Below are 11,816 nucleotides of genomic sequence, written 5' to 3'. Positions count from 1 at the left end.
TTTCTCCGAGGTGTTTTATTTATTATCGTACATTATTGGCCAGTATCTTTAAATTGTAAAATTCTTTCGCCGATTTGGTCTCTCACATCCTGAAAGACAGACCAGTCTTTACCTGCTGGGTCTTCAAAGCCCCAATGGACTTTAGTAACGTTTTGGGGGACAACAGGGCAATTCGCATCCGCATGATTGCATAAAGTTACGACTAATTTTGCTTTAGCATATAAATCAGTATCGATTTTATCAGAGGTTTGCTTGCTGATATCAATACCGATTTCATCCATAGCTTTAACCGCAAGCGGATTGACACCATGTGCTTCAATACCGCCTGAAACAACTTCCCAAGCGTCACCTAAAAATTTCTTTCCAAAACCTTCTGCCATTTGGCTTCGACAAGCATTGCCTGTACATACAAAATAAATAATTGGTTTTTCCATCATTTTGTCCTCTTTTCTAAATAAGTAATAAAGATAAATATAATCCGACTAACGTGATAAATAACACTGGAATGGTTATTACAATACCCGTTTTAAAGTAGGTACCCCATGATATTTTTATTCCTTTTTGAGATAACACATGTAACCACAATAATGTTGCCAGCGAACCGATAGGGGTGATCTTAGGACCTAAGTCAGAACCTATCACATTCGCATAAATCAAGCCTTCTTTAATGATGCCTGCCGCATGTGCTTGATTAATCGCAATCGCATCAATCATCACAGTAGGCATATTGTTCATAATTGCTGAAAGGATAGCAGATAAAAAGCCCATACCTAAAATACTTGAGAACAGGCCGTGTTGTGAAAATTGGTTGATCATATCCGCTAATAAAGACGTAATCCCTGCATTTTTTAATCCGAATACTACAAGGTACATACCGATAGAAAAGATTACAATGTTCCATGGTGCGCCTTTAATAACGCTGCGTGTGTGTACAGCACTAGATTGTTTAGCCAGCAATAAGAAGATAATTGCGATTAAGCCTGCGATAAATGAAACAGGAATATGAAGTAATTCTCCAATGACATAGCCTGCCAGCAAGACACCTAAGACAATCCAGCTGATACGGAATAAGCGATGATCTTTAATCGCAGAATCAGGTATTTTCAGCTGTGCAGCATCAAAATGCTTGGGTATCGCTTTTTTAAAATAAATGTATAACACGATGATACTTGCGAATAATGAGAAAAGGTTAGGGATTATCATATGCGCAAAGTATTCTAAGAAACTAATATTGAAATAATCAGCCGAGACGATGTTGACTAAGTTGCTGACGATTAAAGGCAGAGAAGTTGTATCTGCGATAAAACCACTCGCAATGATGAATGGAAAGATCACGCGTTCATTAAATTTCAAGTGTCTGACCATCGCAAGGACAATCGGTGTTAAAATCAACGCAGCACCATCATTTGCGAACAGCGCCGCAACCACAGCACCCAATAACATGATGTAAACAAACATCTTCACACCATTGCCGTTAGATGCACGTACCATATGTAATGAGGCCCATTCGAAAAAGCCGATTTCATCTAGAATTAATGAAATGATAATCAGCGCAACAAAGGTCAATGTCGCATTCCATACAATGGATGTCACTTCACCAACATCACTCAAAGAAACAACGCCTGTAATCAATGCGAGCAGGGCACCGATAACAGCAGTAATGCCTATATCCAAGCCTTTCGGCTGCCAAATAATAAAAATTAAAGTCAAAATAAATATAACAATTGCTGTAATAACCAAAGTTAACAATCTCCTTTATTTAACGTATGACAAGCACATGATGCTTGCGATGTACCTATGAGATTTAATTGTGCTAATAAATCTTGATACGCAGCTGTATTTAAGCGGTAATAACGCCGGTTACCTTCTTTACGGCTATGTATTAGATTATTTGCGCTGAGCGCCTTCATATGATGACTGAGGGTAGGCTGTGTGATATGAAAGTGTGCCAATAAATCACACGCACAAAGCTCACCGCAAGAAAGCAAATTGAGTATTTCTAAGCGAATAGGGCTGGCTATTGCTTTTAATAGTGTAGAGATATTTTCGTAATTCATCCTAATCACCTCATTCCATAAAATAGATTATCATCTATATAGGTAACTGTCTATATAGAATGTAATAAAAAAGCCTAACAACCAAATGATTGCTAGGCTAGTAAAATGATATTTTACTTAATTATTTAATAGGGTTAGCAGTTTCATCTAAAACTTTGTTTAAGCTTTCGATGTTGTTTTTACCTTCAGTACGGAACCATTCTTGAACAGCTGCATCACCTTCAGCAAAGTGATCTGTAGCACCTCTCCAAGTAGCACGGCCGCATAATACACCGTTAAATGTAGAACCAGATTCTTTAGCGAAGTATAAAGTTTTTTGGAATAACTCAGCTGATACACCAGCGCTTAAGTAGATGTAAGGTAAGTTAGTTGAAGCAGCTTGTTCTTTGAATGCTTGAGCAGCTTCTTCTTTAGTGAATAATGCTTTTTCACCGAATCCTTCAACATAGTTCATGTTTACAGGTACTTCTATTTTAATACGTCTACATTGAAACGAGGTTCAGAGTATTTTTTCATTGCTTCGTTTACTTTGTGTGCTTTAACTTTAGCAAATTCTTCTGAACCGCTGTCAGCGTTGTTAGCATCGTAAGAAACGATTTCTAAGAATAATGGTAAACCTTCAGCAACACATTCGCTGCCTACACGTTCAACGAATGCTTCTTTTTGATCATTGATTGCTTTGTCTTCGTCGATGTCAACGTATACTAATAATTTAACTGCATCTGCACCAGCTTCTTTTAAGCGTTTAACAGACCATACGTTTAATAAATCAGGAATACGACCTGGTTCTGAAGCATCATAACCAGTTTTTTCATAAGCTAATAATAAACCAGCGTTTTTAGCACGAACTTTAGTTGCTGGAAGACCGTATTCAGGGTCTAATAAAATACTTGAAGCATATGGAGTTAATTCTTCAGAAACATGAACTTTAAATTGTTCTAAGTCTTCAGTTTTAGCACCTTCGCCTAATAAACGTTTTAAAGCACCGCGTTGGTCGATTGCTAATGCAGCAATATAGTTTTTGTCATTTAATAAAGGTTTAATTGATTTTGTCATGATGTAAGATCCACCTTTTCAATTGTTATTTGATTACTGAATTTTTCGAAATTATTTAAATCAATGTGTCCAGTTCTTGCTTCTAATGCATTAGAGATACCTGCTGCCATAGAATAAGCAGAAGATTCTTTGATTGAAGCATCTTTAGAGATACCGTAGCAGAAGCCTGCTAAACTGCTGTCGCCTGAACCTACCGGGTTCACTGCAAGAACTTTAGGAATATCAATATTAAAGACTTGTTGTTCGTAGCGTAACAACGCACCATTTTTACCTAAAGATAATAAGATATATGGAATGTGTGTTAAGCTGTCGTCTAATAATTGATTCGCTAAGTCGATACTGTCTGAATTTGTAATTGCTTTAATCTCTTCGTCGTTCGGTTTGATCAAAAGAGGAGGGCAATGTTTTGAATGATTAACAGTATAGTTTAATACTTTGCCAGAAGTATCTAAGCAAACTGGAATGTTTTGTTCTTTAGCGACTTCTAATAATTTAACGTAGTAGTCTTCAGGGAATCCTTTTGGCAGACTGCCTGAAATCGTTACTAAATCAAAGTCAGAGATAATCGTATTGAAATGTTCTAAAAAGCGTACTTGAATTTCTTCAGGCTGCAATGCGCCGCTTTCTAAGATTTCAGTTTGAGTATTTTCGCTTGTTACGGCAATACATAGACGAGTTGAAGCAGGAGAAACAGTGAAATCATGTTTGATATGTGTTTCATCCAAATTGTTTGTTAACCACTCGCCGAATTTACCGCCGATAATTCCTGTACATGTAACATCAATACCTAGTTCACTTGCCACACGTGCGACGTTGATACCTTTACCGCCAGCTGATTTAAAATCTTCTGAAGCACGTTGAACTGAATTGATTTCAAAGTTGTCTAAAGGATAGTTGATATCAATTGCAGGATTTAATGTAACGGTTAATAATTTGAAAGCCATTAGTCGTGGTATTCTCCGTTATTCCATTTTGTAAGGAAATCATCAAACATATCTGGTGAATAATGAACATCTTCAGGTTTTAATGTTTCATCCATAGCTTTGATGATGGCATCTTTTTCTGGAGTTGGTTCATATTCTGTTTCAGCGAATGTATCAACGATATTTTTAATTAAGTCTACACCAGTAACCATACCGCCGGCAGCGATAACATTACAGTTGTATTCAGATCTTGCTAAACGCGCGCTTGTTGCATCACGAACTAAAGCAACACGTGTACCAGGGACTTTAGTAGCACTTGCACTGATACCTACACCAGTACCACATAATGCAACACCAAAGTCTACTTCGCCTGTAGCTACTAAATGACCGATACGTGTACCAAAGATAGGGTAGTGTGTACGTACATAGTCATATGTTCCTACATCGATAACTTCATGTCCGTTATTTTTTAAATAAGTAGCAACTTCTGCTTTAATATTTGTAACAATATGGTCACAACCAATAGCGATTTTCATAATTTAATATCCTCCTATTAACATAAAGAATTTAACATATCTACTCTGATTTGATGACGTCCAGCGTCATATCCTGCTTTTAAGAATGCTTTAACACAGTTTAATGCATTCAATTTACCAACTACTTCGCTTCCTAATACGATAACGTTTGTATTGTTGTGTCTGTGAGTCATTTTAGCTGATTGCTCATCAGATACAGTTGCTGCGATGATATTTTTTTGTTTGTTCGCAAAGTTGAAAGGTGCAATACCGTAATTATCAATGATAATTGCTTTAGTACCTTCGTGTTCTTGAACATATTTAGTAACCTCAAATGTAATTTCAGCAATGTTAGTTGCTTTGCTGTTTACAGATAAGTCCTCGATTTCGTACTCAGCATCTGCTAAAGATTTTAGAATGAAATCTTTTAATTCTTTTGACTGTGAATCACTATGAATAACAATAGACATAATAAATCCTCCTGTTCGAAAATGTTTGATTTTGTGCTTATTTAAAATATACACTTTAGAGGATAATCTGTCAATTTGATAGATTGTTAAAAATGAGTAAAGATGTTGATAATAGGGGGTATTCAAGTCATTGATATGCAAATTTTCATGAATTAGACAAAATAAAAAACGCACATTTTCATGTGCGTTTGTGTTCGTTTAGAGTTATAGAATTTCTGTAATTGTGCTGTATTTTTGTGTCAGCGGTTGTGTCATTGCGTCATCTGTAATAATCGCATCAATTGCATCTAGTTTATAGAAGACACTGAAAGCGCGTGTGTTGAATTTCGAACTATCCGAAACCAGATATTTCTTAGTGGAACGATTCAATACAATTTCATTTGCTTTGCCTTCTTCTTCATTTGCTGTGGTCGCATCATTATCGCTGATGCCGTTCACACCGATAAATGCTTTATCTATATGCAGCTGTTCTAACATCGTGTTAGCAAGCTGACCGATAAAGGAACCTGTCTTCTTACGGTAACGGCCGCCGATTAATACGATATCCATATGTTCAAGTGCTTCGTATTGCTCAAAGATGTATAGTGAATTTGTAATAATACGAAGGTGCATATGCTTAATAAAAGGGAAGATTGCTTCGTTAGTCGTTCCAGATCCGATGAAAATGGTATCTTCGTTTTGAATTAAGCGACTGGCTTTTTCAGCAATAATACGCTTTTTATCACTATGAAGTGCTTTCTTCTCATCATTGGCCAATTCATTATAGAAGGTGTGCATAAGGACTGCACCGCCATGTACACGCACAAGGAGTGCTTTGTTTTCTAATTCTTTTAAATCACGTCTGATCGTCATAGGTGCGACATTCATAGCGTCAGATAATTCGCTCACACTGACACTGCCGTTTTCTTTCAGGCTTTTTAATATTTTTTGATGTCGTGCTTCTTTTAAATTCAATATAAATCACAACCTGGCTATTAATTTCAATTTTGTAATTATTATAGCATACAAGCAATGTTTGAATATGCAGAGACTATTTTGCGTGTGCCAATGCATCAAAGAATAAGTGTTTAAATTTGCTTTTGTCTACTGCTAATACGACAGTCACAGGCTTTTCATCCGCATTGTAATCTACCACCGTAGCACCTCTGGTATGTGTACCATTCAGCTCGATATTTACATGCGCGTCTGCTGTCTTAAAGTCATCTGAATGCAAGAGGTATAACATCGTGTAGGCATCGTAAACAGCTAAGCCGTTGTCGAATTCATCTCCATGATAATGATTGAACATATGATACAGCATATCAGTCGTTTCGTTGATGGACTTCAATTCCTCGATTGCTGAGCTTGAAAGGCTGGCACCTCTTGCAACATCTAAACCTACCATCGTGATAGGGAGACCAGCTTTAAAGACGATGTCTGCTGCTTCAGGATCACAGTATATGTTGAATTCAGCAGCAGGTGTGACGTTGCCTCGACCAGCACTGCCGCCCATCAATACAATCTCTTTCACGTTTGTTTTAACTTCTGGATACGTTTTAAATAACAAAGCAATATTTGTCAGCGGACCAATCGGTACGATAGTAATCGGTGTATCAGCATTCAAAAGTGTCTCTTTCATTGCTTGAATGGCTGAATTAGATGACAGCAGAGACGGGTCTGGTTCAGGTAGTTCATAACCGCCCATTCCTGTTTCGCCATGGACATGAGAGGCATCAATAGGGTTGTTAATCAAAGGTGCTGCTGCGCCTCTGTGTACAGGGACTTTACTATTGAAGAATCCTTTAAGCTGCAATGCATTGCGTGTTGTTTTATCTATATTGACATTGCCATGTACTGTAGAAATCATTTTAACATCTATTTCAGGGTGATTGAGTGCGATACTGATAGCGGCCGCATCATCAATACCTGGATCTGTATCTAAAATAATTGGAATAGTCATTTCTATATCCTCCTTATATTCATTTAATAGGCTACTCTCATATTCTATAATCCTTCAGCTTATTAGTCTAAGTTTATGTATAAAAAAACTGGCAGGGGAGAACCCTGCCAGTTTTGTGCATCATATATGCAATGCTATTACATATGAGCACTGTGTCCGCCGACCATAACCCAATATGAACCGATAATAGTTACTAGGGTAATGATAATGGCGAAGATAACTTTGAATACTTGTGTGCGTCCGTCGCGACCTTCAGTTAAGTGCATGAACATTAACAATTGAAGTGCTGCTTGGATAAACGCGAATCCAAAGATAATTGTAATCTTAGCATTAAGTGTCAATGATGTGTAAAGAGTCACGAAAACTGCTAATAGTGTCAAGACAATTGAGGCAATAAAGCCGACTGTGTGTTTTGCTATTGTACTCATCCGCTATACACCATCCCTATCATGTATACTGCAGTGAAGATGAAGACCCAAACAACATCTAAGAAGTGCCAGTATAAACTTACTATAAATAATTTAGGAGCATTGTCTGTATTAAGTCCGCGTCTTGCAACTTGGATTAATAAACAGATTACCCAACCGATACCCAACGAAACGTGGACACCGTGTGTTCCTAACAGGATGAAGAAACTAGACCAGTAAGAACCGATTTGAGGTGTAACACCTTCATGAGCATAATGTGCGAACTCGTAAATTTCTAAAGCTACGAATAACACACCAAGCAATACTGTGATAATCATCCAGATCATCATTAATTTTTGCTTTTCTTGTCTCATATAATAAATTGAAATACCACAAGTATATGAACTGATTAATAACGCGAATGTCATTAATAAGATAAGCGGTAATTCGAATAAATCAGTTGTAAGCATATTTGCGTAATCGCCACCATGCTGCATGATAAGCAATGTAGCAAATAGAGTACCGAATAAAGAGAATTCAGCTGTTAGGAAGATCCAAAAGCCAAACTTATTTACTTCACCTTCATGCGATTGTGCATCAATTGTTTTTGTATCATGCATGACTCTCAGCCTCCCGTTCTTTTTCACGAGCTTCACGAAGTTTTGCTTCAGTAGCAGCTACTTCAGAAGCTGGGATATAGTAACCATGGTCGACTTGGAAACTTCTGTAAACCATAGTGCCTAAAGTACCGATTAAGCAAATAATTGCAGGTACGATAGTTTCAAATGTTAAGAAGAATGAACCTACAGTTAAGAAGATAGCCATAAAGAATCCGACAGGTGTGTTGTTAGGCATGTGGATGTCTTTATAATTATGGTTATCTAAATAGTGACGGCCTTGTTTCTTCATGTCTACGAATGTATCTAAATCATCCCAGTCTGGAGTGATAGCGAAGTTGTACACTGGTGGAATTGATGAAGCTGTACTCCACTCAAGTGAACGTCCGATACCCCATGAGTCGCCAGTAGCGATACGTGGTTCTTTAAGGTGACTGTATACGATGTTGACTACTAAGAATAAGAAGCCGATTGACATCAGTAAAGCACCGATTGTAGAAATTACGTTTAACATGAACCAACCGTCTGATGGCATGTAAGTGTATAAACGACGTGGCATACCATCTAAACCAAGAATGAATTGCGGCATGAAACAAACGTTGAATCCGATTACGAATAACCAGAAGAATGGTTTGTTCAAGCGTTCATTCAATTTGTAACCCATCATCTTAGGATACCAGAAGATAAGTGCTGCTAAACAAGCAAACACAACACCACAAACTAATGTGTAGTGGAAGTGGGCTACTAAGAAGTACGTATTATGGTACTGATAGTCTGTTGAAGCCATTGCTAACATTACCCCTGTTACCCCACCAATTGTGAATGTTGGGATGAACGCTAATGAGAATAGCATTGGCGATTCGAATGAAATTCGACCTTGGTATAGCGTAGCTAACCAGTTGAATATTTTAACACCGGTAGGCACAGCGATTAACATTGTTGAGATTGAGAAGAATGAGTTGATTAAAGGACCATTACCCATAGTGAAGAAATGGTGAACCCAAACTAAGAAACTCAAGAATGAGATAGCAGCTGTTGCCCAGATCATACTTTTATGACCGAATAAGTGTTTACGTGAGAACGTAGAGATAACGTCTGAGAAAATACCGAATGCTGGAAGGACAACGATGTATACTTCAGGGTGCCCCCAAACCCAGAAGAAGTTCGCCCAAAGCATTGGCATACCACCATTATCAACTGTAAAGAATTGAGAACCGAAGATACGGTCAATTGTCATAAGTGCTAATGTAACTGTGAAAATAGGGAATACCAAGATAACGATTAATGCAGTAACGAAAGTTGTTACTGTGAACATTGGCATATCCATGAATTTCATAGTTGGTGTTTTCATTCGTAAGATTGTTACGAAGAAGTTAATACCTGTCATAAGTGTACCGATACCTGAAAGCTGAATCGCTAGCAAGTAGTAGTTGACACCAGGGCCAGGACTGAATTCACCGGCAAGCGGTGCGTAGTTAGTCCAACCTGCAGCAGGTGAACCACCGATAATGAATGACATGTTGAATAACAACATACCACCGAAGAATAACCAGAAACTGATGTTATTCATAACTGGGAATGCAACGTCGCGTGCACCGATTTGTAATGGTACAACAACGTTCCATAAACCGAAAATGAATGGCATTGCCATGAAGATAATCATGATAACACCGTGTGTAGTAAAGATTTCGTTATAGTGGTTTGATTCCAAGAATGGGTTGTTTGGAATCGTTAATTGCGTACGAATCAAGATTGCATCAATACCACCGCGGACGAACATTAATACAGCACAAATCAGATACAATAATCCGATTTTCTTATGGTCAATTGTTGTGAACCATTCTCTGTAAAGATATTTCCATAACTTAAAGTAAGTGATTACTGCGATTACACCGATAACTAAGAATGGGGCACCGATTTGGGCCATTGTAATCATCCAGTTACCATGTACGAGTAATTCATGCCATGGGAAATTCATTAATGTTCACCTCCATTGTTTTTCTTTTGAAGCTCTTCAGCTTTTTCGTCTTTTGAACCTTTGTGAGCTTTTTCCATTTCGTCCATATTATGAGATTCGCCTTTCTTGAACTCATTATCATATGGCTGGTCGTTCTTAAGAATCATAGCTTCCATACCATGACGTTTGTACATAGCATTAGTAACTTGAGACTTACGAGCTGGATATTTAGCATCCGGTTTGTCAAGTACGCCTTCAGTTACATCGTAGAAGTTCGGATCCTTAGGTGTGTAGTGGAAACGTTTATATGCATAGAAGATGTATTCAGGGTCTGCAGCTGGGTCCACAAACGCCATGTGCGTACCGCTGAATGTCAACTCTTCGTTTTTAGTTGTAGGCAGTAATTGTTTATCAAAAGCATCTTGTGAAATCTTAGGTGCTTTTTTAGCTTTTTCTACCCATTTGTTGAACTCTGAGTTGCTTACTGCTTTTACTGGGAATGTTTGACGAGCGAAACCTTCACCGTTGAAGTTCGAGTTACGTCCACGGAACGTACCTTCTTGGTCAGCTTCTAATGTCCATTCCATTGTCATAGCAGTCATTGCATATTTTTGACCGCCGAGTTGCGGAATCCAGAAACTTGTCATTGTGTCCATAGCTTGTAATTTGAACACGATAGGACGGTTCTTAGGAATCGTTAAATGATTCACTGTTTCGATTTTTTGCTCTGGATAAGCAAAGAACCATTTGAATCCTGCACTTGTTGCATAAACAACGACAGGGTCTTTGTCTTTTGCAGGCGGAGCATCATACTCATACAGTGTTTTTACTGTTGGAATTGCCAAAGCAAGTAAAATGATGAATGGTACGATGAACCAAATAGTTTCTAATAAAGTACTGTGATGTACTTTACCTGATTCAGTTGTATTTGAATAACGGTATTTATAAGCAAATACTGCGAATAGAACAAATACAACCACGACAATAACAAGCATAAAGATGATTGAATAAATAATCAGCCATTTTAAACTGCTTGCCATTGGCCCTTTTGGGTTAAGTACTTCCATATGTTCACAACCACTGAGTAAAATCAGTGAGCCGAACAATAGAAGCAAAGACTTGATTTTTGACACTTTATTGACCTCCTAATACTACAATTGTAGGGCTTAACAATAATTTTAGTTTATTACGCAATATTTACAAGTGGGTATAAGGATTTTTTTTAATAAAAAATAAAGAAAGCCTTACAGACACTAGGACTGACGGGCTTTCACAGATTTGTTAAATTTATGTGTCCATTTTGTGAATACTGACATAAATCGTGGAAAACACAAAAAAGGACGCTACAATTGAGAACCCTTATCAATTAAGGCCCTGAAGGAGATAGCGTCAAAATATAAAAATATAATTCAAGAATTTAATCAGAACAGTTATTATTTGACTTCTATGTAACGCTCTGAAATATCTTTTGCGCCATCAGAATCGATGACTTGATACTGAACTTTATATTTTCCTACAGTATTTGTATCAACGTGACCGCTGACTTTGATTTGATCAGTAAGGTCACCATCTTCTTTATCATATGCAGAAACGCCGTTAAGCAAATTATAATTTTCGCCTTTTTGAATAATTGCATCTTCAACGCCTTTAAGCTTTGGAACAGTATTATCCGTAGCTTCAGCATTTAAGTTTGGTGTAACTAATGTAGCTGAAACACCAAGAGCTGATAGTGACTGTAATAGTTTGTTCATTGTTTAAACCTCCGTATTCAATGGCTAATCATTAAATGGATAATAGTCGTACATCCCTTATCGTGAGGTGATGTGCGTTTAAGTTATTTTTAATATATCGATTTTCATTCGTATTTTCATCCTA

The 11,816-nt window shown here is 37.5% G+C and carries 13 protein-coding genes and 1 pseudogene; all 14 read right to left on the bottom strand.

From position 1 onward, the window contains the following. Nucleotides 1-32 precede the first annotated feature (32 nt). Nucleotides 33-437 carry an arsenate reductase (thioredoxin) gene (arsC, locus tag MUA90_RS09860; RefSeq protein WP_262586628.1) on the bottom strand — a complete coding sequence of 135 codons (405 nt, stop codon included), beginning with the start codon at nt 435-437 and terminating at the stop codon, nt 33-35. A 13-nt stretch (nt 438-450) separates the two neighbouring features. Beyond that, complete coding sequence (arsB, locus tag MUA90_RS09855; protein WP_262586627.1) at nt 451-1,740, bottom strand: arsenite efflux transporter membrane subunit ArsB; 1,290 nt, start codon at nt 1,738-1,740, stop codon at nt 451-453. Between the two features lie 2 nt (nt 1,741-1,742). Next, nucleotides 1,743-2,057 (bottom strand): ArsR/SmtB family transcription factor, encoded by a 315-nt coding sequence (locus MUA90_RS09850; protein WP_262586625.1) that lies wholly within the window; start codon nt 2,055-2,057, stop codon nt 1,743-1,745. 121 nt (nt 2,058-2,178) lie between these two features. Next, nucleotides 2,179-3,113, bottom strand: a pseudogene (gene lacD, locus MUA90_RS09845) (tagatose-bisphosphate aldolase). Further along, the gene (locus tag MUA90_RS09840) at nt 3,110-4,057 is read right to left on the bottom strand and encodes a 1-phosphofructokinase family hexose kinase (RefSeq protein ID WP_262586624.1); all 948 of its coding nucleotides are present in this window, start codon (nt 4,055-4,057) and stop codon (nt 3,110-3,112) included. The pseudogene lacD and the gene MUA90_RS09840 overlap by 4 nt, the downstream one beginning before the upstream one ends. Further along, nucleotides 4,057-4,572 carry a galactose-6-phosphate isomerase subunit LacB gene (lacB, locus tag MUA90_RS09835; RefSeq protein WP_114603671.1) on the bottom strand — a complete coding sequence of 172 codons (516 nt, stop codon included), beginning with the start codon at nt 4,570-4,572 and terminating at the stop codon, nt 4,057-4,059. Before lacB ends, MUA90_RS09840 begins: the two co-directional genes overlap by 1 nt. A 17-nt stretch (nt 4,573-4,589) precedes the next feature. Next, nucleotides 4,590-5,021 carry an RpiB/LacA/LacB family sugar-phosphate isomerase gene (locus MUA90_RS09830; protein WP_105993765.1) on the bottom strand — a complete coding sequence of 144 codons (432 nt, stop codon included), beginning with the start codon at nt 5,019-5,021 and terminating at the stop codon, nt 4,590-4,592. 204 nt (nt 5,022-5,225) lie between these two features. Beyond that, nucleotides 5,226-5,975 (bottom strand): DeoR/GlpR family DNA-binding transcription regulator, encoded by a 750-nt coding sequence (locus MUA90_RS09825; RefSeq protein WP_262586622.1) that lies wholly within the window; start codon nt 5,973-5,975, stop codon nt 5,226-5,228. Between the two features lie 76 nt (nt 5,976-6,051). Further along, on the bottom strand, nt 6,052-6,960 hold the full coding sequence (gene rihC / locus MUA90_RS09820; RefSeq protein WP_262586620.1) for a ribonucleoside hydrolase RihC: 909 nt from the start codon (nt 6,958-6,960) through the stop codon (nt 6,052-6,054). A 137-nt stretch (nt 6,961-7,097) separates the two neighbouring features. Next, nucleotides 7,098-7,388: a cytochrome aa3 quinol oxidase subunit IV gene (gene qoxD, locus MUA90_RS09815; protein WP_114603668.1), complete on the bottom strand. Its 291-nt coding sequence runs from the start codon at nt 7,386-7,388 to the stop codon at nt 7,098-7,100. Next, nucleotides 7,385-7,987, bottom strand: coding sequence for a cytochrome aa3 quinol oxidase subunit III (gene qoxC / locus MUA90_RS09810; RefSeq protein ID WP_262586619.1), 603 nt, complete (start codon nt 7,985-7,987; stop codon nt 7,385-7,387). Before qoxC ends, qoxD begins: the two co-directional genes overlap by 4 nt. Beyond that, on the bottom strand, nt 7,980-9,962 hold the full coding sequence (gene qoxB, locus MUA90_RS09805; RefSeq protein WP_262586617.1) for a cytochrome aa3 quinol oxidase subunit I: 1,983 nt from the start codon (nt 9,960-9,962) through the stop codon (nt 7,980-7,982). The genes qoxC and qoxB overlap by 8 nt, the downstream gene beginning before the upstream one ends. After that, entirely contained in the window at nt 9,962-11,074 is a 1,113-nt protein-coding gene (gene qoxA, locus MUA90_RS09800; protein WP_262586616.1) for a cytochrome aa3 quinol oxidase subunit II, read from the bottom strand. Before qoxA ends, qoxB begins: the two co-directional genes overlap by 1 nt. Nucleotides 11,075-11,374: 300 nt before the next feature. Then, entirely contained in the window at nt 11,375-11,692 is a 318-nt protein-coding gene (locus MUA90_RS09795; RefSeq protein WP_105993772.1) for a DUF5011 domain-containing protein, read from the bottom strand. Nucleotides 11,693-11,816: the final 124 nt, after the last annotated feature.

The organism is Staphylococcus sp. IVB6181 (assembly GCF_025561445.1).
GTDB classification, from domain to species: domain Bacteria; phylum Bacillota; class Bacilli; order Staphylococcales; family Staphylococcaceae; genus Staphylococcus; species Staphylococcus simulans_B.
The sequence above is the reverse complement of the archived record's forward strand: the minus strand, read 5'-3'. Positions and strand labels throughout refer to the sequence as shown.

Bases quoted from the DNA above. Each gene is read 5' to 3' on its own strand.
- arsC (WP_262586628.1), bottom strand. From the start codon at position 437: ATGATGGAAAAACCAATTATTTATTTTGTATGTACAGGCAATGCTTGT.
- MUA90_RS09850 (WP_262586625.1), bottom strand. From the start codon at position 2,057: ATGAATTACGAAAATATCTCTACACTATTAAAAGCAATAGCCAGCCCT.
- MUA90_RS09840 (WP_262586624.1), bottom strand. From the start codon at position 4,057: ATGGCTTTCAAATTATTAACCGTTACATTAAATCCTGCAATTGATATC.
- lacB (WP_114603671.1), bottom strand. From the start codon at position 4,572: ATGAAAATCGCTATTGGTTGTGACCATATTGTTACAAATATTAAAGCA.
- MUA90_RS09830 (WP_105993765.1), bottom strand. From the start codon at position 5,021: ATGTCTATTGTTATTCATAGTGATTCACAGTCAAAAGAATTAAAAGAT.
- rihC (WP_262586620.1), bottom strand. From the start codon at position 6,960: ATGACTATTCCAATTATTTTAGATACAGATCCAGGTATTGATGATGCG.
- qoxD (WP_114603668.1), bottom strand. From the start codon at position 7,388: ATGAGTACAATAGCAAAACACACAGTCGGCTTTATTGCCTCAATTGTC.
- qoxC (WP_262586619.1), bottom strand. From the start codon at position 7,987: ATGCATGATACAAAAACAATTGATGCACAATCGCATGAAGGTGAAGTA.
- qoxB (WP_262586617.1), bottom strand. From the start codon at position 9,962: ATGAATTTCCCATGGCATGAATTACTCGTACATGGTAACTGGATGATT.
- MUA90_RS09795 (WP_105993772.1), bottom strand. From the start codon at position 11,692: ATGAACAAACTATTACAGTCACTATCAGCTCTTGGTGTTTCAGCTACA.